The organism is Chelatococcus caeni (assembly GCF_014196925.1).
GTDB classification, from domain to species: Bacteria; Pseudomonadota; Alphaproteobacteria; order Rhizobiales; family Beijerinckiaceae; genus Chelatococcus_A; species Chelatococcus_A caeni.
In genome coordinates this window covers 141,314-166,374 of the sequence record NZ_JACIEN010000004.1, presented here as the reverse complement: position 1 = coordinate 166,374, position 25,061 = coordinate 141,314, and the positions used below count along the sequence as shown (strand labels likewise).

20 protein-coding genes are annotated in these 25,061 nt (G+C 68.2%); 14 read left to right on the top strand and 6 right to left on the bottom strand.

Features of this window, described 5'->3' with window-relative positions; translation table 11 throughout:
• Positions 1-139 precede the first annotated feature (139 nt).
• The 5 genes from GGR16_RS16885 to GGR16_RS16865 all read right to left on the bottom strand — a co-directional run bounded on the left by GGR16_RS16885 (position 140) and on the right by GGR16_RS16865 (position 6,265).
• Entirely contained in the window at positions 140-1,012 is an 873-nt protein-coding gene (locus tag GGR16_RS16885) for an ABC transporter substrate-binding protein (RefSeq protein WP_019404884.1), read from the bottom strand.
• Positions 1,009-3,483: a TonB-dependent siderophore receptor gene (locus tag GGR16_RS16880; RefSeq protein WP_156332929.1), complete on the bottom strand. Its 2,475-nt coding sequence runs from the start codon at positions 3,481-3,483 to the stop codon at positions 1,009-1,011. The genes GGR16_RS16885 and GGR16_RS16880 overlap by 4 nt, the downstream gene beginning before the upstream one ends.
• Positions 3,484-3,605: 122 nt before the next feature.
• Entirely contained in the window at positions 3,606-4,619 is a 1,014-nt protein-coding gene (locus tag GGR16_RS16875; protein ID WP_183317354.1) for a FecR family protein, read from the bottom strand.
• A 98-nt stretch (positions 4,620-4,717) separates the two neighbouring features.
• Positions 4,718-5,218 (bottom strand): sigma-70 family RNA polymerase sigma factor, encoded by a 501-nt coding sequence (locus tag GGR16_RS16870; RefSeq protein WP_019404881.1) that lies wholly within the window; start codon positions 5,216-5,218, stop codon positions 4,718-4,720.
• A 201-nt stretch (positions 5,219-5,419) separates the two neighbouring features.
• Complete coding sequence (locus GGR16_RS16865; RefSeq protein WP_183317353.1) at positions 5,420-6,265, bottom strand: SIR2 family NAD-dependent protein deacylase; 846 nt, start codon at positions 6,263-6,265, stop codon at positions 5,420-5,422.
• 454 nt (positions 6,266-6,719) lie between these two features.
• Here GGR16_RS16865 and GGR16_RS16860 point away from each other — a divergent pair, with 454 nt between their 5' ends.
• From GGR16_RS16860 to GGR16_RS16840, 5 genes are all read left to right on the top strand, one after another.
• Positions 6,720-8,093, top strand: coding sequence for a calcium-binding protein (locus GGR16_RS16860; protein WP_082312701.1), 1,374 nt, complete (start codon positions 6,720-6,722; stop codon positions 8,091-8,093).
• A 297-nt stretch (positions 8,094-8,390) separates the two neighbouring features.
• Positions 8,391-10,148, top strand: coding sequence for a type I secretion system permease/ATPase (locus tag GGR16_RS16855; protein ID WP_210289601.1), 1,758 nt, complete (start codon positions 8,391-8,393; stop codon positions 10,146-10,148).
• A gap of 19 nt (positions 10,149-10,167) precedes the next feature.
• Positions 10,168-11,571, top strand: a complete 1,404-nt coding sequence (locus GGR16_RS16850) for an HlyD family type I secretion periplasmic adaptor subunit (RefSeq protein WP_019404876.1) — start codon at positions 10,168-10,170, stop codon at positions 11,569-11,571.
• 40 nt (positions 11,572-11,611) lie between these two features.
• Positions 11,612-12,829, top strand: a complete 1,218-nt coding sequence (locus tag GGR16_RS16845) for a helix-turn-helix transcriptional regulator (RefSeq protein WP_183317352.1) — start codon at positions 11,612-11,614, stop codon at positions 12,827-12,829.
• Entirely contained in the window at positions 12,807-13,829 is a 1,023-nt protein-coding gene (locus GGR16_RS16840) for a M23 family metallopeptidase (RefSeq protein WP_019404874.1), read from the top strand. The genes GGR16_RS16845 and GGR16_RS16840 overlap by 23 nt, the downstream gene beginning before the upstream one ends.
• A 36-nt stretch (positions 13,830-13,865) precedes the next feature.
• Here GGR16_RS16840 and GGR16_RS16835 read toward each other — a convergent pair whose 3' ends face one another.
• Positions 13,866-14,540 (bottom strand): TetR/AcrR family transcriptional regulator, encoded by a 675-nt coding sequence (locus GGR16_RS16835; protein ID WP_183317351.1) that lies wholly within the window; start codon positions 14,538-14,540, stop codon positions 13,866-13,868.
• 151 nt (positions 14,541-14,691) lie between these two features.
• Here GGR16_RS16835 and GGR16_RS16830 point away from each other — a divergent pair, with 151 nt between their 5' ends.
• The 9 genes from GGR16_RS16830 (at position 14,692) to GGR16_RS16790 (ending at position 25,025) form a co-directional block, all read left to right on the top strand.
• Entirely contained in the window at positions 14,692-15,600 is a 909-nt protein-coding gene (locus GGR16_RS16830) for a shikimate dehydrogenase (protein ID WP_246373144.1), read from the top strand.
• Positions 15,601-15,638: 38 nt separating this feature from the next.
• Positions 15,639-16,625, top strand: coding sequence for a TRAP transporter substrate-binding protein DctP (gene dctP / locus GGR16_RS16825; RefSeq protein ID WP_183317350.1), 987 nt, complete (start codon positions 15,639-15,641; stop codon positions 16,623-16,625).
• 62 nt (positions 16,626-16,687) lie between these two features.
• Positions 16,688-17,206: a TRAP transporter small permease gene (locus GGR16_RS16820; protein ID WP_053194188.1), complete on the top strand. Its 519-nt coding sequence runs from the start codon at positions 16,688-16,690 to the stop codon at positions 17,204-17,206.
• A complete protein-coding gene (locus GGR16_RS16815; RefSeq protein ID WP_183317349.1) occupies positions 17,203-18,504 on the top strand; it encodes a TRAP transporter large permease in 1,302 nt (433 codons plus the stop codon). The genes GGR16_RS16820 and GGR16_RS16815 overlap by 4 nt, the downstream gene beginning before the upstream one ends.
• Positions 18,505-18,506: 2 nt before the next feature.
• Positions 18,507-18,947, top strand: coding sequence for a type II 3-dehydroquinate dehydratase (locus GGR16_RS16810; RefSeq protein WP_183317348.1), 441 nt, complete (start codon positions 18,507-18,509; stop codon positions 18,945-18,947).
• Positions 18,944-20,842, top strand: coding sequence for a bifunctional sugar phosphate isomerase/epimerase/4-hydroxyphenylpyruvate dioxygenase family protein (locus GGR16_RS16805; RefSeq protein WP_183317347.1), 1,899 nt, complete (start codon positions 18,944-18,946; stop codon positions 20,840-20,842). The genes GGR16_RS16810 and GGR16_RS16805 overlap by 4 nt, the downstream gene beginning before the upstream one ends.
• 199 nt (positions 20,843-21,041) lie before the next feature.
• The gene (locus GGR16_RS16800; RefSeq protein WP_183317346.1) at positions 21,042-21,521 is read left to right on the top strand and encodes a hypothetical protein; all 480 of its coding nucleotides are present in this window, start codon (positions 21,042-21,044) and stop codon (positions 21,519-21,521) included.
• A gap of 182 nt (positions 21,522-21,703) precedes the next feature.
• The gene (locus tag GGR16_RS16795; RefSeq protein ID WP_183317345.1) at positions 21,704-23,341 is read left to right on the top strand and encodes an alpha-amylase family glycosyl hydrolase; all 1,638 of its coding nucleotides are present in this window, start codon (positions 21,704-21,706) and stop codon (positions 23,339-23,341) included.
• Between the two features lie 70 nt (positions 23,342-23,411).
• Complete coding sequence (locus GGR16_RS16790) at positions 23,412-25,025, top strand: alpha-amylase family glycosyl hydrolase (protein ID WP_183317344.1); 1,614 nt, start codon at positions 23,412-23,414, stop codon at positions 25,023-25,025.
• The last annotated feature ends 36 nt before the right edge of the window (positions 25,026-25,061 follow it).

Sequence of the window (25,061 nt, the reverse complement as noted above, 5' to 3'; positions counted from 1 at the left end):
ACGCATCCGCCGATGCGGCGCCGTCGCCTCCGGTCCAGGCCCTTGCCCTTCATCCTGCCCTCTCCCCGCAGGCGGGGAGAGGGTTCCTGCGGCCGGCGTCGATCTTTCCGGCTCGGCGGCCGCATGCTCACGAGCGCGCTCAGCCATGACCGTTCTCCCCCGTGAGCGCATCGGTGAGGAGGGTGCAGAAGCGCATGGCGGCGGGCAGGGTGCCGAACATCAGGACGGGCGGCAGGCGCAGCACACGGCCGTCCCGCGCCATGGGCAGGTTGTTCCACAGGGGGCTGTCGCGGAAGGTGCGCGCCGTCTCGCGCGGCAGGGGCTCCAGGAGCACGAGCCGCGCCTCGGGCATTTCGGCGAGGGCCTCGAGGCCGACCGTGGCGAAACCCCAGGCGTTCGTCGGCCCCTGCCAGGCATTGGCGAGGCCGATGCGCGCGAGCACGGCATCGAAGAGGCCGTGACGGGCATAGATGCGCACATGCCGCCCGTCGAGGAAGGAGGCGACGATGACAGGCCGCGCGTCAGCGGAAGTCGTGAGCCGCGCCCGGGCCGACGCCATCGTTTCCTCGGCGCGGAGGGTGAGCGCCTCGGCCTCCGCCGTCCGGCCCGTGACGGCGCCTAGGCGACGGGTGGCCGCCTGCGCGACGGTATAGGGCGTGCCTTCCGGGCCGTAGATGGGCAGGGACAGCACGGGAGCGATGCGCTCGAGCAGGGGGCGGACCGTCTCGTGCTCGGCGATGGCGAGGATGAGGTCGGGCGCCAGCTGCTGCAGGATCTCGAGGTTGGGCTCGACCCTGAGGCCGACGTCCGCCGTCCCCGGCGGCAGCGCCGGGGAAACGACCCAGTCGGCATAGGTGCGCGTCTCGGGCACGCCGACGGGCGGCGCGCCGATCGCGATCAGCGTCTCGGCCAGCCCCCAGTCGAGCGCGACGATGCGCCGGGCGGGGATCGGCGCCGCCGCCGGCAGGAGCGCCAGGCCGGCGAGCGCCGCGAGGACCTGCCGCCGCCTCACCAGCGATAGCGCAGCGAGGCGATGACGCTGCGGCCCGGGCCGTAGACGCAGGAAAGGTCGCCGCCGTTGCAGATGACGTAGGTCTTGTCGAACAGGTTCTTGGCGTTGACCGCGAAGCGCCAGTTGTCCCGCTCGTAGTGCACGGCGGCGTCGACGAGCGTGAAGGCCTGGTTCTGGAAGGTATTGGCGTTGTCGGCGTAGCTAGCGCCGACATAGCGCACGCCGCCGCCGAGCCCGAGGCCCTTCAGCACGCCCTCCTGCAACGTGTAGTCGAGCCACAGCGAGGCCATGTGACGCGGGGTGACCGCCGGCGTGTTGCCGACGAGGGCCGCGTCGGTGTCCTTGCTGATCTCGGCGTCCGTATAGGTATAGCTGGCGACGAGATCGAGCCCGTCCATGAGGCTCGCCAGCGCCTCCACCTCGAGGCCGCGCGTGTGGATCTCGCCGGTCTGGACGCTGAAGAAGGGATTGAGCGGGTCCGTGGTCAGCACGTTCTGCTGCTTGAGGTCGAAGAGTGCGAGGGTGACCATCGAGCGCATGCCGGGCGGCTGGTACTTCAGGCCGACCTCGAACTGCTCGCCGGTCGTCGGCTTGTAGGCGGCGCCGAGCCGGTCGGTCCCGACGACGGGCTCGAAGGAGGTGGCATAGGCGGCATAGGGCACGAGGCCGAAGTCGAACTCGTAGCCGAGGCCGACGCGCCAGGTGAGCTCGTTGTCGTCCTGCGTGCGCGAGGAATTGGCGATGTAGTTGTTCAGCTTGCTGGTGGCCCAGTCCTGCCGCAGGCCGGCCGTGAGGATGAAGCCGCCGAACTTGATCTGGTCCTGGGCATAGAGGCCGAGCTGCGACAGCGTCTGCTCGTTGTTCTGGTAGATCGGGGGCAGCGCCACCGCCTGGCCGTAGCTGGGCTGGAACAGGTCGATCGGCGGCACGCCCGGATCATAGGTGCTGTCGGAATAGCCCTGCACCGAACGCGCGGAGAGATTGAGGTAATCGAGGCCGAAGAGCAGGGTGTGCTGCAGGGGCCCGGTCTCGAACTTGCCCTCGACCTGGTTGTCGACCGTGAAGGAGCGCAGCTTGCCGTCGACGGTGAAGGCGGCGCGGTCGAGCGTGCGCAGGTCGGCGCGCAGGCCGGCGCCGTAGAGCACGTTCTGGTCCGCCTCGAGATGACCCCAGCGCAGGTTCTGCCGCACCGTCCAGGCTTCGTTGAAGCGGTGCTCGAAGGCGTAGCCCAGCGAATAGGCGGTGCGGTCGACGCGGTCGAAGTTCGGGTCGCCGATGAAGAAGCTGCGCGCGATGCGGCCGTTGGGATTGGCGAAGCGCGTGCCGAGCGCCGGCAAGGTGCCGTAGGCGGAGGCCTCGTCGTGCTGGTAGCTGCCGAAGAGGGTGAGCGAGGTGTCGGCGCTCGGCCGCCAGGTCAGCGCCGGGGCGATGAAGCGCCGGTCGTTGCGCGTGTAGTCGACCTGCGTCTCGGAATCGCGCAGGAGGCCGGTGACGCGGTAGGACCAGATGCCGTCCTTGTCGATGGGGCCGCCGAGGTCGGCGTTGATCTGCTTGTTCGCGTAGCTGCCGCCGGAGACTTCCACCTCGTGGAAGGGGGTCGACGGCGGGCGCTTGGTGACGAGGTTGACGATGCCGCCCGGGGATGCCGCGCCGTAGAGCACGGAGGAGGGCCCCCGCAGCACATCGATGCGCTCGACACCGTAAGGGTCGTAGGCCCAACTCATCATGCCCACCGTCGGCATGCGCATGCCGTCGCGGTAGGCGCCCACGGAAGTGATCTCGAAGCCGCGCACCTTGAACTGGTCGAAGCGCGGGTCGAGGCCCCACGGCTGGGCGAGGACGCCGGGCGTGTAGCGCAGCGCTTCCGGCAGCGTCTCCGCCTTCTGCGCCTCGATGCGGTCGCGGGTGATGACGGAGATGGACTGCGGCACCTCGATGATGGGCGTATCGGTCTTGGCGCCCGTGCCGGTGCGTGTAGCGACATAGCCGTCGACCGGGCCGTAGGCCGTCTCGGCGCTGCCTTCGATATTGATGGTGTCGAGCAGGATGGAGCCGTCGGCGGTCGGCGCCGCACCACTGGCGGCACCGCGCGCCACAGTCACCGTGCCGCCGGCGATGCGGAAGCTCGCGCCGGTGTCGGCGAGCAGGCGGCGCAACGCGGCCTCGGCGCTCATGGTGCCGCGCACGGCCGGCGCGTTGAAGCCGGCCACGGCATCGGCCGCGGCGCTCACCTGCAGGCCCGCCTGGCGGCCGAAGGCGGCGAGGGCGCGTGACAGCGGCTGCGCCGGTATGTCGAACGCGCGTGCGGCGCCCGCCTGGCGCGCGTTGCTCGTCTGCCCGGCGGGTGCAGCCGTCTGCGCCATTGCCGGACCGGCGATGATCAGCGCCATCGCCGTCGCGGCAAGCCATGCCCCCTGTCCGCGCGGCCGCGCAACGCCCCGCACCTCGGCACCCGATACCCTACGCCCCATCGATCGTCTTCCTTCGCTTGCGGCCACGCCGCCGTTATTCCGCCGGCGATCGCACCAGCCCCGTGGGTCATGACGAATGGGAGCGAAGGATTTTTCAGAAGGGACGCTTTTTTCGGCAGCTTTCAGCGGCCGCCGACGAGCACGAGATAGGGCGTGATCCGGTGCACGGAGCCGCCGTAGGGCCGCACGGCGGCGCCGAGCGCCTCGACGGGCCGCGACAGGTCGTAGATGCCGGTGACGCGCTGCTCGGCGAGCGTGCCGTCGAGCGTCAGGATCAGCCCGCGGTGGTGATCGGCGAGCCTCGCCACAACATCGGCGATCGTCTCGTTGTCGGCGACAAGGCGCCGCTCGCGCCAGCCGGCAACGTCCCCCGGCTCGCGCTGGCGCCGCCGTTCGCTGCCGGACGCGCGGTCGACGGCAACCTCCTCGCCAGCCGCGATCTCGCTCGCGCCACCCGGCCGGTCGAGGCGCACGCGGCCTTCGGCGACGGCAGCGCTCAGCCAGCGTGGGCCGATCTCCACCGAGAAGGCGGTGCCGACGGCCGTCACGTGAACATCCTCGGCCGCCACGACGAAGGGCCGGGCGGCATCCGGGCGCACGTCGAAGAAGGCGGCGCCGGCCAAGAGGCGGATGTGTCGCTCCTGCCCCGAGAAATCGACGTCGACGGCGCTGCGGGCGTCGAGGACGAGGCGGGAGCCGTCCGGCAGCGCGACATCCCGGATCTCGGCCGTACCGGTGGCGTAGTCCGCATCGCTCCGGCTCAGGAGCTCGTGGCCGGCGACGAGGAGGAATCCGGCGACGATCGCGGCTGCGACTGCGGCCGCCCAGCGCGGGACCGCGCGGCGGCGTGGTTGCGGGCGCTGGCCCGCGGGTGCGGCGGCGACAATCCCTTGCCGCGGGTTCGGTCTCGGGACCGCGCTGTCGAGGGGCGTCTCGCGCAAGCCGGCGAGCGCGCCGGTGAGCTGCCACGTGCGCTCGGCCCGGCGCCAGGCGCGGGCATTCTCGTCGCTCTCGGCGATCCAGGCATCGCGTGCCCGGCGCAGCGCCTGATCGGCGGGGGCATTCTCGATGGCAAGGAGCCAGTCGAGCGCCTCGTTGAGAACCGGATCTTCCCCCTTGTCGCGCGCTCCCGCCATGTCCCGTCGCTTCCTGCGGCGCCCGGCCGTCCCGGCCCTGCTTATCTCCTTAGAGACGTTCCGAGGAGGGGATTTTTTCAGGCGAAGGCCGGATTTCGCTAATCGTCGTCGCCGAGCCGGCGGGCACAATGGGCGAGCGCGTCGCGCACGAGGCGATGGGCCCCGGCGACGGAGATGCCGAGCCTGTCGGCGATGACCTGCAGCGTCAGGCCGTCGAAGCGATGCATGGTGAAGGCGCGCTGCGTCGTCTCGGGCAGTTCCGCCAGCGCTTCGGCGAGCAAGCGCAGTTCGTCGCGGTAGAGCACCTCGTCCTCGGGCGAGGGCGTGTCGGCCACGAGCGGCTCGGCGGTGCCGGCGTCCTCCCGCACCTCGGCGCCGAGGCGCCGCACCCAGTCCACGGCGAGGTTGCGCACGATGCGATAGAGATAGGCCACGGGCTGCAACACCTTTTCGTCCCGTGCGACCTGGACGAAGCGCAAATAGGCCTCCTGCACCACATCCTCCGCCCGCGCCCGGCAGCCGACGATCGGCGCGGCATAGTTGATGAGCGCCGGGCGGTGCGTGAGATAGAGGACGAGTGTGTCGGAATCGGGCCGCATGCCGCTTTTCGCCACCTCTTGCAAGTAGTGGCCCGTGTATAAACATGGTGCGCAGCGCGCTCAACGGAAATTTATTGGAACGGTTCTATGGAGTGACCTCGGTGGATTGAGTTAAAACAGTTATAAACTGCGATGGGGAATTTCTTCACGATAGCGGCCGTGGCCGCCGCGGGTTCAACCCCGTCGCATTCCCCGGCCGGATCACACCCGCTGCCGCAGCTGTTCGAGAAAGCCGGTCAGCGCCTCCTCGGGATCGGCTCCTTCCTGGCTGAGGAAGGTTATCCCCCAGCGCGCCAGCACCGCTTCCTCCACCTCGTCGCGGTGCGGCATGAAGACGAAGGATGGCGGCCGGTCGTCCTCATAGCCGGAGCGATGCCATGTCTGCCACAGGCGGTGCAGCAGCAGCCGGATGTTCATGTCGGTGAGGCTGTAGCCGATGAAGAGCACGGTCCTGCCGAGCGCATCGGACCGGAACTTCACGTCGAGGGGAGAATCGAACGACAGCCGCTCGTAATAGTCGGTTTCCGTCAGCACCAGCGAAGCGTCGTCGTCGAAATCACCATGGTACTTGACGATCTGCGTGGCGGCGTTCGCGGCCGTGCTGACGTCGCGGGCATTGGCGATCTTCACGTAGGGGCGGCCATGGGCTTCGTAGGCGACCTCGAGATTGCGATCGTAATTCGTCGTGTAGATGATGGGGAAGTCGAGTTCCACCAGCACGCGGTGCAGGCGCGAGCGGCGAACCTGCTCGGCCGTGACGCGCCAGTTGCGGTCCATCCAGCTGCGCAGCGGACCGATGCTGCCCTGCTTCAGCCGGTAATATTCGGCGAGCGTCTGGTAGCGGTCGCGTGACTGACCCTGTTCCTCCTCGTCGAGGCCGAGTTCAGCGCGCATGTGGCGGATCAGGGCGTCCCAGGAGGGCAGCCCGAGGCTCATCGACACGCCGGCGCCGACGAAGAGGATCGCGTTGCGGCGCCGGATGGCGTCGGCCAGACGCTCGATCGGATCCTCCGCGGCCGACGAGCAGCGCTGACGATCGGGAGCCATTACGGCGACCTCGTCAATGCTTCGCCCGGCGCGGCCGGGGGGCCGCCGCTGTCCCTCGGTCATCTCCGGACGGCCCGGGAGGCCTTGGCTCGGAGCGCTCGGATTGCTGCTTCCGGCGCCGCAACTCGCGCTCGACCACGTCGCGCGAACCCTCCGGCGGATCGGCCTGCGGCGTCCTTGTCTCGTCTGCCATCTCGTGCCTCCGGTCCGGCTGGTGGGGGTGAGTTGTTCGAACCGCCGGGACGGAATGATGTTCCCGCGAGCCCTTCTGCGCACCGCTATGCCCTTTTGTCTCCAGTTGGGGATTGTGTCCTGTTCCGGTGCTCGCTAGCCTCCCCAAGCTCTGCACGGCGCGAACCCCTCGGATCGGGGCCTGACACGCGTAAGCAGTCAATGCACATCAAGAAGAACCGCGCGCTCATCGCAGGCTCGTCCTGAACGATGGAGTATCACCATGGCTGTTATCGTTGGAACGCTTGGAAACGACAACGGCATCGACAATCCTATTCTCATCGGGACAGCTTTGGCCGACACGATCAGCGGCCTCTCCGGTGATGATGTCCTGTTGGGCCTCGCTGGCGACGACATCCTGAACGGCGGCCCGGGCGATGACCTGCTCGACGGCGGCGACGGCAACGACACGCTCAACGGCGGTGCCGGCAATGACGTAATCGATGGCGGCGCCGGTGACGACATCGCCTTCGGAGGCGCCGGCGACGACTGGATCGACGGTGGCGACGGCAACGATGTTCTCAGCGGCGGGGCAGGCGCGGATACGATCTTCGGCGGCGCGGGCACCGACACGCTGAACGGCGGCGCCGGCGACGACTGGCTGGACGGCGGCGATGACAACGACGTCCTCAACGGCGGTGCCGGCAACGATACGCTGTGGGGCGGGGCCGGTGACGACACACTGAATGGCGGTGCTGGCGACGACGTCATGGACGGCGGCGACGGCAACGACCTGCTGAACGGCGGGCTCGGTGACGACACGCTCAGCGGCGGCGCCGGTGACGACACGCTCAATGGCGGCAACGACAACGACACGCTGGACGGCGGCGACGGCAATGACGTGCTCAACGGCGGCAACGGTGACGACACGCTGGACGGTGGCGCCGGGGACGACACGCTGGACGGTGGAGCCGGCAATGACGCCCTCAGCGGCGGCGACGGCAACGACACCATGAACGGCGGCGACGGCAGCGATCTCATGGATGGCGGCGCCGGTAACGACACCATGTTCGGGGATGCCGGTGACGACGTGATGGACGGCGGCGACGGCGACGACACGATGAGTGGCGGCGACGGTGATGACGAGCTCAACGGCGGGGCCGGTGTCGACGTACTCAATGGCGATGCGGGTGACGATACGCTCATCGGCGGTGACGGCGCCGACACGATAAACGGCGGCGACGGGGCGGATGACCTCGCCGGCGGCGCGGGCAACGACGAGCTCTACGGCGAGGCCGGCGACGACACCCTCGACGGCGGCAACGGCGCCGACTTCCTCGACGGCGGTGAAGGCGACGACACGCTGACCGGCGGAGCCGGGACCGACACCTTCAGCTTCGGCGACGATACCGACACCGGGTTCGGCGACGACGAGGTGACGGACATGAGCTTCGCCGATGGGGATGAAGTGGTCGTCGACGCTCCGGACGATTTCGACCCGGAGACCGTGGTCGTCACCGACGACGGCACCAACACGACGCTCGACTTCGGCTTCGGCAGCATCCAGCTCGATGGCGTCACCGGAGGTGCCACGCCCTATACCTCGATCGCCGACATCAACGACGATGCGGGCTACACCGCCATATCGATCGTCTGACCGGCGGCGGCCAACGGCCACGAGGAGCGGCGGCTCGCGCTGCCGCTCCTTTTTTGCTGCCAGGCCGCTGCGGGATCATTTCCCGCCGGCGACGCGTGGACGCTTTTTCATCCCCAATTGGGGATTTTTATCCGAGGCGCTCTTCCGTAACCTCGGCAGGTATCAAGACGGCGGTGGACGGGGCGGCGGAGGGTGTTTTTCTCCGAAACCCCGGAGGGGTGGCCGGTACGCAGAGCGCGGCGGCGGTGGGGCTGTCGGTCGCGAAGGACGTCTATGCTGTCCGCTGTCGGAGGGCGCATGCCGCGAGTATCGGCAAGGCTGGCGACTGGCAAGGACCGCCCGGAGAGCCTGGTGTCGCTGCTCGGCGCGATACCGGGCCGCGGCGTCTTCGTCTGGGTTGTCGTCTTCAGCGTCGCGATCAACACGCTCCTTCTGATCCTGCCCCTCTTCGCGATCCTGGTCTTCGACAGGGTGCTCACCAGCGGCAGCATCGAGACGCTCGTCGCCCTGACGGCGCTCGCCTTCGGCGCCCTGGGCTTCGGCGCGGCCTTCGACGTGCTGCGCGACCGCCTTCTCGGTCGCCTGGCGGTGCGGTTCGAGCAGCATGTCGCCCCGCTCGTGCTGAAGGCCTCCATCGCCGATCCGGCGCGGAGAACCGAGGGCGGCATCCACGACATCGTGCGGGTGCGCGAGCTCAGGGGCCTCCTGTCGAGCGGCACGATCCCGATGCTGATCGACGCCCCCTTCCTGCCCGGGTTCATCGTCGTGCTCTACCTGATCCACCCCTACTATGGTCACATCGCGCTCGGCGGCGCCGCGATCCTCGCGGTCCTCGCGGTCGTCAGCCAGCGCATCGCACGGGCGGAAAGGGAGGGCGCCGCCGCCGCGGCAGGCCGGGCGCAAGGCACCCTCGACGGCATGATCCGGCATGCCCATCTCATCCGGGTGATGGGCTGGAGGACCGGGGCGGTCCGCGAATTCCTCCGCCTCAACGACGAGGCGCTGGCGCCGGTCGTCAGGGCGAGCGAGCGCGTCGCGGCCGTCGCCTCCATCGCCCGCATGCTCAGGATGGCGCTGCAGGTCGCCGCCATCGCCGTCGGCGCATGGCTCGTGCTGCAGAACGAGGCGCTGCCCGGCAGCATGATCGCCTCCTCGATCATCATCAGCCGCACGCTCGCCCCGATGGAACATCTGGTGGCGGCCTGGCGGCCCCTGATGGCGGCGCGCGATGCCTGGACGCATGTCCGGGCCGCCATCGCCGCCGTCCTCGCCGAGCGGCGCAAGACCCTGCTGCCGCCGCCCTCCGGGGCGATCGACGTGCAGGGCCTCGTCTTCCGCACCGGCGAGGCCCGGCGCCCGATCCTCGCCGGCGTCACCTTCGCCTGCCCGCCGGCGAGCGTCGTCGTCGTCATCGGGCCGACGGGGGCGGGCAAGTCCACGCTGCTGCGCATGATCGCGGGTCTCGCCCGGCCGACGACCGGCATCATCCGGCTCGACGGGGCCTCGCTCGACAACTGGGACGCGGACCAGCTCGGGCGATATGTCGGATATCTGCCCCAGGAGGCCGAGCTGATGGGCGGCACGGTCGCCGAGGCGATCGCCGGCTTCGACGAGAATGCGACGGATGACGACGTGGTCAGGGCGGCCCTGCTCGCCAACGCCCACGACATGATCCTGTCCCTGCCGCGCGGCTACCAGACCGAGATCGGCCGCGACGGCAGCAAGCTGTCCGGCGGCCAGCGCCAGCGCATCGGGCTGGCGCGGGCGTTCTTCGGCGACAGGCGCCTCGTCCTGCTCGACGAACCCAACTCGAACCTCGACCACGATGGCGAGGAGGCGCTCTGCGATGCGATCCGGGAAGCCAGGATCCGCGGCGCCACCGTGCTCGTCGCCTCGCACCGGCCGCGGCTGCTGACCGTTGCCGACTTCATCCTGTTCCTGCGCGACGGCGCCCAGGTCGCCTTCGGCGTGCCGGGCGAGGTGATGCCGCGGTCCATGGCGAGACCCGCTTCCGTCCGGCCCATGAAGCCGGCGCACAGCGGGGTCGGTCCGTGATCGCCGGGAGGAAGCGCTGATGCATCCGGAGCGCGACGGTTCCGACGGGCGATGGACGCCGACGCTGGTCGGCGAGAGACGGCCGACGCTGGCAGGCGAGGTCGTGGGCATCCGGCCGGCGGTCGCCCTCGACCAGCCCCGCTCGGAGACACGTCGCCTCGTCGCCTGGGGCTGCGTGCTGTGCATCCTGCTGTTCGGCGGCTTCGGCGCCTGGAGTGCCACCGTGCCCCTGAGCAGCGCCGTCATCGCCCCCGGCGTCGTCAAGGTTCTGTCGAAACGGCGTCCGGTGCAGCACCTCCAGGGCGGCATCGTCAAGGAGGTCCTCGTGCACGAGGGCGACCAGGTGGAGCGCGGCCAGCTCGTGGCAAGGCTCGACACGACGCAGATCGAGGCCAATCTCGGCGTGCTCGAGACCAAGCTCTTCGCCGATCTGGCGATGGAGGCCCGGCTCGCGGCCGAGGGGGCGGGCGCGGGCATGATTTCCTTCCCCGAGGAGCTCAACGCCGCGGCCGCGCGCCCCGAGGCGCAGGCGGCCATCCAGGCCCAGCTCGCCGAGTTCGCGGCGCGGGCGGCTTCGCTCGAGGGGCAGCGCAAGGTGCTCGACGAGCAGGTGCGCCAGCTCGAGGACGCGATCCGCGGCCTCGAGACGAGTTCGGACGGGCTGCGGCAGCAGCTCGATTATCTACGGGACGAGATCAAGGATTCGGAGGTGCTGCTCGCCAAGGGCCTCGCCAGGAAACCGCGCGTCCTGGCCCTGAGGCGCGCCGAGGTGGAAGCTTCGACACAGATCCAGGCGAATGCCGCGTCGATCGCCCAGTCCAGGAGCAAGATCGCCGAGGTGAACGAGAGGCGCCGCCAGCTGCTCTACGACTGGCTTGAGAACATCGCCAAGCAGCGTCACATTGTGCGGGAGGAGATCGCCGATGTGAGGCACCGCATTGCGGCCGCGCGCGACATGCTCGTTCAAAGCGAACTCAGGGCGCCCGAGAGTGGCATCGTCGTCGGTCTCAACACCAGGGACCTGAACGCGACGCTCGGTCCGCGCGAGACGCTTCTCGACATCGTGCCGGTGGCCGACCGCCTCAGCGTCGAGGGCGAGGTGCGCCCGGCCGACCGCGACGAGGTGAGCGTGGGGCAGCACGCCCGCATCCGCATCCTCGCCTTCAACTCCCGGCGTGCGCCGATGCTCACCGGGGCGGTGACGACCGTATCGGCCGACGCGCTGCTCGAGCCGAAGTCGGGCATCCTGTTCTACAAGGTGGAGGTGGAGCTCCACGCCGGCCCCGATGCCACGCCCTATCTCGGCCAGCTGCAGCCGGGCATGCCGGTCGAGGTGTTCATCGAGACGGGGCAGAGGACGTTCGTGGACTATCTTCTGACACCGCTGATGCTGCGCGTCGAGCGCGCTTTCAGGGAAAGTTGAACGGTTCTTTGGGGGGCCCAGGTAGCGTCGGAGGGCGCCCATGCGCGAAGCAGCGAATGAATCCGGAGGCCAGAACGGAAGCGATTTCATCCTCTACAGGGCCGAATTGCTCCTCGACGAGACGTCCGGGGCCCGTCGGACAGGCCGTCAGCCGCTGTCGAGCGAGATCGTTCGGATGACGCGCGCCTCGGCCGAGGTCTTCGGCCGGGCCATTCTCGATCTGCTCGGTTGCGAGCGCTGCTGCGTGGCCATGGTGGCCCGGGCGGCGGGTTTCGTGATCGACGTGGTCGAACTCGGACCGGCCGCCGGCAATCCCGCCGCCGTCGAGGCCATGACGCAACTCGCCCTCGGGGAAGACCCCGACGGCGCCGCGATCCGCCTCGTCGGCCCGGAGAATGCCCCGGCGGTCGCTGCCCTCGGCCGCCCTCCCGCCGGCCAGCTGCGGGGGCTCGCGGGAAGCGTGCGGGCGGAAGACGGCATCGATCTCGTCTTTCTCGCCGGCTGGCATCCGGCGCCACTCTCGTCGCTCGAACTCGACCGCATCGCCCGCGCCGTGCGCGCCATCTGGACGGCTGCGCGACATGCGCCGCCGAGCAGGCAGGAGGGCAGCGTGGGTGCCTTTCTCAACGAGCTGATCTTCCCGGCTTTCATCGTCGACGGGGGCTTGCACCTCCTCAAGACCAACGACGCCGGACGGGACTATCTGCTCAAGGGCGGCCCGCTGCAGCTCAGCGCCGGGGTGCTCACCGGCGCGAACGACTCCGTGACGCGGCAGCTGCAGCAGGCGCTCGGCGACGCCGCGGCGGCGCAGCCCGAGCGCATGCCGCCGACGATGGTCGTTCCCCTGTCGACCGAGCGGGGCGCTTTCGCCTTCGCCTGGATCGGCCCGGCTTGGATGGAGGACGAGGCTGACCGCTTCCTGCTCGTCGTTCCCCAGGTCGATCCAGCCGCAGGCGCCAAGCGCATCGCATCGGCCTTCGGTCTCAAATGGGCGGAGGAGCGGATCGTGGCCTGCGTGCTGTGCGGCCAGCCGCCTTCGCGGATGGGCAGCGTCCTCGGCCTCACCGAGGCGACCGTCAGAACCTACACGAAACGCATCATGCTCAAGCTCGGCATCAATCGACAGGTCGAGTTCTTTCTGCTCTACATCCTCACCATGTCGCCCTTCAGGCGGGGAGCCCGGGAACCTGCCCGCGCCCCGGAAGGAAGCCTTTCCGCGACCGGAGGCACAGGCGATGAGCGACCGCACGACGCGTAACCCGCGGACCCTCGTCGCGGCGGCGCTGCTGGTTTTCGGGTGGACGGCCGGTGCCGTCGCTGCCGACCGCCCTGTCTTCCAGCTGCCCATCGCCTGCGACATCGGCCGCGACTGCTTCATCCAGACCTATGTCGATGCCGACCCATCTCCCTCCGCCCGTGACTACATGTGCGGCACCCGCGCGCAGGACGGTCACAACGGCACCGATTTCCGCCTGCCGAGCATGGCCGCGCAGCGCGCCGGCGTTGACGTGCTCGCCGCTGCCGACGGACGCGTCCTGCGGCAGCGCGACGGCATGGCCGACGTGCTGGTCGCGGGCAGCGACCATTCGGCCGTGCAGAACACGGAATGCGGCAACGGCCTCGTCATCGACCACGGCGGGGGGTGGGAGACGCAATATTGCCACCTCGCCAAGGGGAGCCTGCGGCTGAAGCCGGGCGAGATGGTGAAGGCGGGGCAGCCGGTCGGGCGCGTCGGCCTTTCCGGCCTCAGCCAGTATCCGCACGTCCATTTCACGGTGCGCCATGGCGGCCGGATCATCGATCCCTTCGCCCACGATGCCCCGCCCGGTTCCTGCGGCGCGGGCGCGAGTCTGTGGGCGCCGGCACTGCAGCCGGGCCTCGCCTATCGACCGCGCGCGATCATCAACCACGGATTTGCCTCGAGCCCGGTGACGATGCAGATGGTCGAGGAAGCCGGCGCCGGGCAGGCCCCGGACGGCGCCGATGCCGCCGCGCTCGTGGCCTATATCCGCGCGATCGGCCTTCAGGCCGGCGACATCCAGCTTCTGACTGTCAAGGACCCATCCGGGCGCGTCATCGCCGAAAACCGGGCGAAGCCGATGGAGCGCAACCAGGCGCAGACGCTGCTCTATTCCGGCAGGAAACGGCCCCAGGACGGGTGGCGGCCGGGGCTCTACCAGGCGAGCTACCGCGTGACGCGCGACGGCGCCGTGGTGCTTGAGCAGGATTTTTCAGTGGAGCTGCGCGAGCAGCCCTGAAACCTGCCGGCGATGCCCGGCCGCGGCCGGCGAGCGTCAGGACATCTTGTCCTTGAGCATGAAGCGCAGGATCAGCTCGACCACGTGCCGGCGCATGGTCTCCTGGCCTTCGGAACCGTAGAGCCGGCCGCCGAAGATCCGCGAGAAGGTTGCGCGGTTGGACACATTGAAGAAGCTGAGCGCGCTGATCTGCCAGTGCAGCTCCAGCGGCTCGACGTCATCGCGGAACAGCCCCGCCTCGCGCCCGCGACGGCAGATCGTCTCGAGCTTCTCGATGGCGCCGGCGTTCAGGCGCCCGATGAGGTCCGAGCGCTCGAGATAGGCGCCGTGATGGATGTTCTCGATCATCACCAGCCGGATGAAGTCGGGGTTTCGGCTGTGATGGTCGAAGGTGAACTCGACGAGCCGCGTGAGCGCCTCGACCGGCGGCAGATGGTCGAGATCGAGCTTGCGCTCCCCTTCGCGGACCTTCCGGTAGGCCTCCTCCAGCACACGGCGGTAGAGACCCTCCTTGTCGCCGAAATAGTAGTAGATCATGCGCTTGGAGGTGCGGGTCTTGGCGGCGATCTCGTCGATGCGCGCGCCTGACAGGCCGTTGTCGGCAAATTCCGACATGGCGACCGCGAGGATGTTCGACTGCACGCCGGCGGGGTCCTGCTTCCAGCCGCCGCGGCCGGTGGCCTTCTCCGTGTCCACTCCTGCCTCGTCCATCGCTTGAATCGCCCCCGCGTCCGCTCCGTCCTACTATATGAATTATCCGGATCGTTCAAAGTGCTTGCCAGAATTAACCAGGTGGTTCAAAGTTGGTCCCATGGACATGGAGCGCTGGACGGACAGCGCTCCGGCAGGGGAGGCGATCGTCTTGGACGGAACGGCAATCACGGCCGAAGCCCCGGCGGCACGGGAGCGATCCCGCCGCGGCGTACTGGTGGGTCTGCTCGGCCGCGGCATCCAGCTGTCCCGGACGCCGGCCATGCATGAGGCCGAGGGGCGCGAGCAGGGGCTCGCCTATGTCTATCGCCTGCTCGACACCGAATTGATGGGCGATCCCGCTCCGCCGATCGCCGAGATCATCCGCTTCGCCGAGTTCTTCGGCTTCTCCGGCTTCAACGTCACCTTTCCCTACAAGCAGGAGATCTTGCCGCTGCTCGACGAGCTGTCGCAGGCGGCGCGCCAGGTCGGCGCGGTCAACACCGTCGTGTTCAGGGACGGGCGGCGCTTCGGGCACAACACGGATGTCTGGGGCTTTCGCGAGAGCTTTCGCACGGGCATGGCCGGCGCCCCATGCGATCACGTGCTGCTGCTCGGAGCGGGAGGAGCCGGCGCGGCCGTGGCGCATGCGCTGCTCGACTGCGGCGTCAGCCGGCTCGCCATTGCCGACGTCGAACCGGACAGGGCGGGGGCTCTCGTCCGCAACCTCGCCGCCAGTTTCGGCGCCGGCCGCGCGGAGATCGTCGACGACGTGCGCGAGGCCGCGAAGGCGGCGCAGGGGATCGTCAATGCCACTCCGGTCGGCATGGCGAAACTGCCGGGCATCCCGATTGCGGCCGACTGCATCGAGGCGCGCCACTGGGTCGCCGACGTCGTCTATTTCCCGCTCGAGACGGAGCTGCTGCGCGAGGCGCGCCGCAAGGGCTGCCGGACGCTCTCGGGCGAAGGCATGGCGGTCTTCCAGGCCGTGCGTGCCTTCGAGCTGTTCACGGGCATCGCGCCCGACGCCAACCGGATGAAGGCCGCCTTCGCGGCATTCACGCACGAGCCTGCCGGATAGCAGGCCAGTTTCGGAAAGAAGAACAGGGAGGAATTCAAATGAAATTACATGCCACACGCCGCCAGTTCCTCATCGGGAGCAGCATTCTCGCAGCCTCCTCGGCCATCCCGGCGCTCGCGCAGGACAAGCCGAAGCTGCGCTTCTCGGCCGTCTTTTCCGAGCAGGACATCCGTGCCGAGATGATGAAGAAGTTCGCCGACGCGATTGCCGGCGACTTCACCTTCGAGGGCTATTACGGCGGCAACCTGTTCAAGCAGGGCACCGAGCTCGTGGCGCTGCAGCGCGGCAACCTCGAGATGGGCAACATCGCCCCGCAGGACATCTCCAACCAGATCCCCGCCTGGTCGATCCTGACCGCCGGCTACCTCTTCCGCGACGCCGCGCATCTCAAGGCCTTCTTCGCCAGCGAGGCCGGCGCCGAGATGAAGAAGATGACCGAGGACCAGCTCGGCGTGAAGGTGCTGGGCCCGACCTATTTCGGCGTGCGCCAGGTCGGCCTCAGGGTCGACAAGGAGATCAAGACGCCGGCCGACATGGCGGGCATCAAGCTGCGCATGCCCGGCGGCGACGCCTGGCAGTTCCTGGGCCGCGCGCTCGGCGCCAACCCGACGCCGATGGCCTATGCCGAGGTCTATACGGGCCTGCAGACCGGCGCCATCGACGGCCAGGACAATCCGCTGCCGAACGTGGAGAACATGAAGTTCTACGAGGTGATGAAGCAGATCGTGCTGACCTCGCACCTCGTCGGCTTCGATCTCCTGACCGTGTCCAAGAAGACCTGGGACGGGATGGATGCCGACAGGCAGGCGCGGTTCCAGGCGGCGGCGGACGCGGCGATCGACTTCTCGACCGAGAAGCACCTCGCCCGCGAGACCGAGCTCGCCGAACGGTTCAAGGCGGCCGGGCTGAAGATCTACGAGCCCGACGTCGAGGCCTTCCGCAGCCATGTGCAGCAGCAGTATCTTGCGTCGGACCTCGCGGCGAGCTGGCCCGCGGGCATGGTCGACAAGATCAACGCCCTCTGAGAACGTCACGCGGCGTACCGCCGCCCGCGAGGGCCGGCGGTACGTCCACGGGAGACAAGCCGATGCGGCACGGTGCGCGGCTCCTGGCGGGCTGGCTCTATCGACGCGGCGAGAACCTCGTCGTCGTCATGATCGGCGTGATGTTCGCCGCCTTTCTGCTCCAGGTGATCTTTCGCTATCTCCTGCAATGGCCGACCGGCTGGAGCAACGAACTCACCGTGGTCCTCTGGATCTGGGTCGTCCTGTTCGGGGCCGCCTTCGTGGTGCGCGAGGAGGAGGAGATCCGGTTCGACCTCATCTACGGCGCGGTCCGCCCCCGCGTGCGCCGCGTGATGACGGTGATCGCGGCGGCCGCGCTCCTCGTGCTCTACGGCGGCTCGCTTCCCGCCGTCTACGACTACGTGACCTTCATGAAGGTGCAGAAGACCGCCTATCTGAAGATCCGTTTCGACTGGCTGTTCTCGATCTATGTCATCTTCGTCGTCGCCGTCCTCGCCCGCTACCTGTGGCTCGGCTGGCATGCTCTCACGGGTCGGGAGCCGGACGAAACCGATCCCGCCAAGGCGAGCCCCACCACATGATCGTCATCGACCCGTTCTGGCTGGCGCTGGTCTCCATCTGCGCGCTGGCACTCATCGGCCTGCCGATCGGCCACGCGATGATCGCATCCTCGATCCTCTATCTGTGGCTCGCCGGGCTCGACATGGGCACCGCGGCAGAGCAGATCCTCAACGGCCTCTATACCGGATACCTCCTGCTCGCCGTGCCCATGTTCATCCTCGCCGCCGAGATCATGAACGCGGGGACGATGACGCAGCGGCTGCTCCATTTCTGCAATGCCGTCGTCGGCCGCTTCCGCGGCGGCCTCGCACAGGTCAACGTGTTGCAGTCCCTCATCTTTGCGGGCATGTCCGGCTCGGCGATCGCCGATGCGGCCGGCACGGGCAAGATGATGCAGCAGCTCATGACGAAGGACGGCAGGTATCCTGCGAGCTATGCCGCCGCGCTGACGGCGGCCACGGCCGTGATCGCGCCGATCATCCCGCCCTCCATTCCGCTCGTCATCTACGCGCTCGTCTCAGACGCCTCGGTCGGCTTCCTGTTCCTCGCGGGGATCACGCCGGGGGTGATGCTGGCGCTCGCCCAGATGTCGATCGTGGCCATCGATGCCCGCCGCAAGAACTTCCCCGTGGAAAAACCCGTTCCGCTGCGCCTGCTGCCGGGCCTCACCCTGCGGGCCCTGCCGGCACTCATGCTGCCGGTGGTCCTGCTCGTCGGCATCAGGGGCGGCGTGATGACGCCGACAGAGGCGGCTGCCGTGGCGGCGGGCTATGCGCTCCTCATCTCCATCGTCATCTACCAGAGCGTCACGCCCGGGCAGCTCTATCGCGCGCTCCTCAGCAGCGGGCGCACCACCGCCTCGATCGGCATGCTGCTGGCCGGCGCGATGGTGTTCAACTACGTCGTCACCGTCGAGAACATCCCGCAATCGCTGTCTGCCCTGCTGCTCGGCTGGAATCTCACGCCGACGCAGTTCCTCCTCCTCGTCAACGTGCTGCTCCTCCTCCTGGGCTGCGTGCTCGAGGGCACCACGATCCTGCTCGTCATCGTGCCGGTGCTGATCCCCACGGCGCGGGCCCTCGGCATCGACATGGTGCATTTCGGCGTGGTGGTCGTCCTCAACATCATGCTCGGGCTGATCACGCCGCCCTACGGGCTGCTGCTCTTCATCATGACCCGCATCGCCGAGGTGCCGCTGCGCGACATCGTCCTGAACGTCCTGCCTTTCCTGTTCGCCATGCTCGGCGCGCTCGCCATCGTCACGCTGGTGCCGGGCACCGTCCTGTGGCTGCCGCGCCTGCTCGGATACGGGGGATGACCATGAAGCCGATATTCGTTCTCAACGGGCCCAACCTCAACCGGCTCGGCACGCGCGAGCCGCACGTCTACGGCACGACGACACTGGCCGAGGTCGAGGCGATGTGCCGGCAGGCGGCCGGCGACACGCCCGTGCGCTTCCACCAGACGAATGCCGAGTACCAGCTCGTCGACTGGGTGCACGAGGCGATCGACGGGGGAGCGGGCATCCTCATCAATCCGGCGGGGCTGAGCTTCCGCTCCATTCCGCTGCTCGACGCCCTGAAGATGTTCCCCGGGCCGATCGTCGAAATCCACATCTCGAACATCCATCGGCGCGAGGAGATCTATCACCACTCGCTGGTGTCCAGGGCCGCCACGGCCGTCATCGCCGGGCTCGGCCCCCGCGGCTACGTCCACGGCATCCGTGCCCTGATCGAGATGATCGATGGAGGATCGCCATGAAGACATCCATCGCCACGGTCTCGATCAGCGGTGACCTGCGCGAGAAGCTGGCCGCGATCGCCGCGGCCGGGTTCGACGGGGTCGAGATCTTCGAGCAGGACTTTCTCGCCTTCGACGGCACCCCGGCGGAGGTCGGCCGCATGGTGCGCGACCACGGGCTCGAGATCACGCTCTTCCAGCCCTTCCGCGACTTCGAGGGCCTGCCCGAGCCGCAGCGCAGCCGCGCCTTCGACCGGGCCGAGCGCAAGTTCGACCTGATGCAGGAGCTCGGCACGGACCTGATGCTGGTCTGCTCCAATGTCTCGCCGGCGGCGCTCGGCGGCATCGACCGGGCCGCCGCCGATTTCCGCGAGCTCGGCGAGCGGGCGGGCAAGCGCGGCCTGCGCGTCGGCTATGAGGCGCTCGCCTGGGGGCGCCACATCAGCGACCACCGCGACGCGTGGGAGATCGTCCGCCGCGCGGACCACCAGGCGATCGGCCTCATCCTCGATTCCTTCCACACGCTCGCCCGTGGGATCGACGCCGACACCATCCGCGCCATTCCCGGCGACCGCATCTTCATCGTGCAGCTCGCCGACGCGCCGAAGATGACGATGGACCTGCTCTCCTGGAGCCGGCACTACCGCAACATGCCCGGCCAGGGCGACCTCCCGGTCGTCGATTTCATGCGCGCGGTGGCGGCGACGGGCTATGCCGGGCCGCTCTCGCTGGAGATCTTCAACGACCAGTTCCGCGGCGGCTCGCCCCGGTCGATCGCGGTCGACGGCCGGCGCTCGCTCGTCAACCTCATGGACCAGGTGCGCCGGTCCGAGCCGGCCATCGCGATCGACGTGCCGGCGATGCCGGAGCCGGTGCAGGTGGAAGGCGTCGCCTTCGTCGAATTCGCGGCGAACGAAGAGGAAGCGGGCGCCCTCGGTTCCCTGCTCATGACGATGGGTTTTGCCCCGCACGCCAGGCACCGCAACAAGGAGGTCGTGCTGTGGCGGCAGGGCACGGCCGCCGATGGCATCAACATCGTCATCAACACCGAGCACGAGGGCTTTGCCCACTCGTCCTACCTGGTGCACGGCACCAACGCCTATGCCTTCGGCATCAAGGTGGGGGACGCCGAGGCCACGGTGGCCCGCGCCCGTGCGCTCGGCGCGGAGCCCTTCGAGCAGAAGCACGGGCCCGGCGAACTGGCGATCCCGGCCATCCGGGGTGTCGGCGGCGGCGTGATCTATTTCATCGACGACCGCAGCGCCTCCGTCTGGGACATCGAATTCGAACCCGTGCCGCAGGCCGCCCAATCGACGCAGGCGGGACTCGTCGGGATCGATCACGTCGCCCAGACGATGAACTACGAGGAGATGCTGACCTGGATCCTCTTCTACACGGCGATCTTCCGCATGGAGAAATCGCCGATGGTGGACGTGGTCGATCCCGGCGGCCTCGTGCGCAGCCAGGTGGTGGAGAGCGCCGACGGGGCCGTCCGGCTCACGCTCAACGGCGCCGAGAACCACAAGACCCTCGCCGGTCACTTCATCGCCGAGAGCTTCGGCTCATCCGTGCAACACCTCGCCTTCCGCACGGACAACATTTTCGCGACCGCGGCGGCGATGGCGGGACGCGGCTTCCGCGCGCTGGAGATCTCGCCCAACTACTACGACGATCTCGCGGCCCGCTTCGGCATCCAGCCGGAGCTGCTCGACCAGCTGCGCACCCACAACATTCTCTACGACCGCGACGACGGTGGAGAATATTTCCAGGTCTACAGCACCAACTACAGCGAGGGCTTCTTTTTTGAGATCGTCGAGCGCCGCGGCGGCTATCGCGGCTACGGCGCCGCCAACGCACCATTCCGCATCGCGGCGCAGAAGCGCCAGCTCCGGCCGACGGGGCTGCCCAGAAGCTGAAGCGCCGCAAGCGGCGCATCCTGCGTCAGACGACGTAAAGTGCGCGGCGGCCGGGGGCGAACCTCGCGCAGGCGCAAGCGTCCTCCTCGCCTGCAAACCTGCGCGATCTTGCGGCCCGCCCTCCGCCATAACAAACTTGGCGGGGCCGAAAGGCCGCTCTGCCGGAGGAGCGCAAGCCCAGAAAGGCGGATGGCGTCGCATGATCACGAAGGATCCGCTGCCGAACTGGTCCGAGCCTGCGTCCTATGCGGCGTGGGGCAGGGAATGGATGCCGCCGCTCGAATGCGCCTGGCTTTCATGGATCGCCCACAATGTTCATCCCGACGAAGTCGTCGCCGTGGGCCGGCTCCTGTTCCCCCGCTTTGTCGAGTTCAACGGCGGCGTTTTCCTGGAGATGAAGTTCAAGGAAGCCTCCTTCTTCGAATGGATGGCCAAGCTGAAGCGCCTGCCGGACGTCGAAAGAATTCTCAATCACGTTCACATCTATGATCTGTTTTCAAACTCCACGGACGCGCCCGAAGAATCATACATGGCCGTCGCCGAATTGCTCGCGGCAACGTGGAGACAGGCACTGGGCACATGCTTCCCCGACCGGCGCTTCCTGGTGGAGGTCTCTGCGGATCCCGACGGTGATCCGGTCGTCACCTTTGCGCAATCCGGCCAGACGGCTTCCACATAGGAGCGTTGCGGGCGGGAGCTCCAGGAGCCGGAACCGAACGGGCCGGCCGAAGTTGGTGCGGGTGCAGGCCGACGCCCATCCCCACGACCGGCCGCACTCCCGGCAGAAACTGGAGGCGATGGAGCTTGCCGAGGGTTCGACGATCTCATCGCCGAAGAGCGGGCGGAGCAAAGGCCAAGCGAATGAGCATCGGCGAGCCAGCGGCAGGCGGCGCGTGGTGGCAGGCGGCCGTCATCTACCAGATCTACCCGCGTTCGTTCCAGGACACGAACGGGGACGGCATCGGCGATATTCCCGGCATCATCAGCCGGCTCGACCATCTCGTGGAGCTCGGGGTCGACGCCATCTGGCTGTCGCCGATCTTCCCTTCGCCCATGGCCGATTTCGGCTACGACATCTCGGATTATACGGCCATTCACCCGCTGTTCGGCGACCTCGGCGATTTCGACCTTCTGCTCGCGGAGGCGCATGCACGGGGCCTGAAGGTGCTGCTCGACCTGGTGCCCAACCACACCTCCGACCGGCACCCCTGGTTTCGGGAAAGCCGTTCGTCACGTCGCAGCGACAAGCGTGACTGGTATATCTGGCGTGATCCGGCGGCGCAGGGCGGGCCGCCCAACAACTGGCTCTCCGAGTTCGGCGGCAGTGCCTGGGCATATGACGAGCCGACCGGCCAGTATTATTACCATGCATTTCTCGCCGCGCAGCCCGACCTCAACTGGCGCAATCCGCAGGTCCGGGCGGCGATCTACGAGGTGATGCGCTTCTGGATGCAGCGTGGCGTCGACGGCTTTCGCGTCGACGTCATCTGGCACCTGATGAAGGACGACCGCTTCAGGGACAACCCGCTCAACCCGGACTACCGGGAAGGGGACCCCGAGCCGCATCGGCTGGTGCCGCTCTATACGACCGACCTGCCCGAGGTGCACCAGGTCATCGAGGAAATGCGCTCGGTGGTGGAGGAATTCGAGGACCGGCTGCTGATCGGCGAAATCTACCTCCCGCTCGAAAAGCTGGTCGCCTACTACGGCCGCGATCTGCGCGGCGTCCATCTGCCGTTCAATTTCTCGCTCCTTCTCGTCAATTGGCATGCTCCGACGATCGCGCGCCTGATCGAGGACTATGAAGCGCTGCTGCCGCGCGGCGGCTGGCCCAACTGGGTGCTCGGCAACCATGATCGCCCGCGCGTCGCAGGCAGGGTCGGCGAGGACCAGGCGCGCATAGCGGCCATGCTGCTCCTGACCCTGAGAGGAACCCCAACCATCTATTACGGCGACGAACTCGGCATGCCGCAGGTTCCGATCCCGCCGGAGCGCGTCCACGATCCGGTGGAACGGAACATGCCCGGCAAGGGTCTCAGCCGCGACGGCGCGCGCACGCCGATGCAGTGGGACGGAGGGCGCTTCGCCGGCTTTTCCGAGGTGGAGCCCTGGCTGCCACTGGCGGCGGACCACGCAAGCCGCAATGTCGCGAACATGCGCGAGGACACCGGGTCGATCCTCAACCTCCACCGGAGGCTCATCGCCCTGCGCCGGCGGCATCCGGCGCTGACGACCGGCAGCTATCATCCGGTTCACGCGAGGGACGATCTGCTCCTTTTTGCCCGGCACAGCGGCGGGGAACGGTTCCTCGTGGCGCTCAATCTCGGGCGGGATCCCGTATCGCTTGGTTTCCGCGAGCCGCTGCGCGGGACGGTGATCTTGTCCTGCTTCGCCGATCGGGACGGAGAGGCCGTCCGAGGGTCTATCGACCTTGCCGGCGACGACGGCCTCGTGATCGAACTTGAGCCCGAAAGCGCCATGCCGGCTGCATCCTTCTGAGCCGGCGGAACTTCGTGCGGCCACCGGCGTTCGTCAGCATGAGCATGGGGCTCCAAGGGCGGCACGCATCATGTCCTCCGCTATCCGCGCGGTCGAGCAACCGGAATGGTGGAAGCGGCATGCGATCTACCAGATCTATCCGCTCTCGTTTCAGGACAGCGACGGTGACGGGATCGGGGATCTCGCCGGCCTTGCCACCCGCGTCGATTATCTCGCCTGGCTCGGCGTCCACGCCGTCTGGCTGTCGCCGGTCTACCGCTCGCCGATGCTCGATTTCGGCTACGACATCTCGGATTACACCGACATCGACCCGGTCTTCGGCTCCCTCGACCAGTTCGACCAGCTGCTCGAGGCGTTGCATCGCCGCGACATCAGGCTGATCCTCGATGTGGTGCCCAACCACACGTCCGATCGCCATGCCTGGTTTCGCGAGAGCCGCTCGTCCCGCCACAACCCGAAACGGGACTGGTATGTATGGAGCGATCCCCGACCGGACGGAGGACCTCCGAACAACTGGCTGAGCCGCTTCGGCGGCAGCGCCTGGGAATGGGATCCACAGACGGGACAATATTACTATCACGCCTTCCTGCGGGAGCAGCCGGATCTCAACTGGCACAATCCGCAGGTGCGGGCGGCGTTTGCCGACGTTTTGCGGTTCTGGCTGAAGCGAGGGGTCGACGGTTTCCGCATCGACGCCAGCGCGGTGCTGGCCGAGGATCCTCTCCTTCGCGACGATCCGCCTAATCCCGAATTCGACGACAAGATGCCGCCGCCGGAGAAGTTCAGGCGCGTGTTCACGGACGCGCGGCCGGAGACGATGCGGTATCTCGAAGAGATGCGGGCGGTGGTGGACGAATTCCCCGATCGGGTCGTTCTCGGCGAGGTGCAGGGCGGCACGGGCCGCATCGGCCAGTTCTATGCGGGTGAGCGACCGCGGTTTCACCTGCCGCTCAACTTTCTGCTGCTGGACACGCAGTGGGACGCCGCCTCGCTCAGTGGCGGCATCGACCAATATCTCAACGCCGTCCCCGAGGGCGCCTGGCCCGTGTGGATCCTGGGCAGCCACGACAAGCCGCGGATCGCGTCGCTGGTCGGCGAAGACCGCGTCCGGCTCGCCGCCATGCTCCTCTTCACGCTGCCGGGGACGCCGATCCTCTTCGCCGGCGATGAAATCGGCACGCCGAACCTGGACATGTCGGGGCGGGAACCCCGCGACCCCTTCGAGAAGCGGGTCCCCGGCTATGGCCTCAACCGCGACAAGTCGCGCAGCCCCATGCGCTGGAACGCCGAGCCGGGCGCCGGCTTCACGCAGGGCATCCCCTGGCTGCCCGTCGGGGACGGGCTCGACGAGCACAACGTGGCGAAGCAGCGGGACGACGAGCACTCCCTGCTGTCTCTCTACCGCCGTCTCATTGCGCTGCGCCAGAGCGATCCGGCCCTGCTCGAGGGGTCCTACGAACCCATGCGCTGCCAGGACGAGGTCCTGATGTTCAGGCGCTGCCATAAGGCACGGCAGCTGTTCGTCGCTCTCAACCTGGCGGGCGAAGAGAGAGAGGTCCGGCAGGAGATCTCCGGCACCATCCTGGTCTCGACCCACCTCGACCGGTGCGAGGCGATCGTAGCGGGCTTTCATCTGCGCCCCGGCGAAGGGATCGTGCTGGCCGTCGCCGAGCAGGGGCAGTGACACCGCCTTGTGCGAGCCGCGGCGTTCACGAGCCGC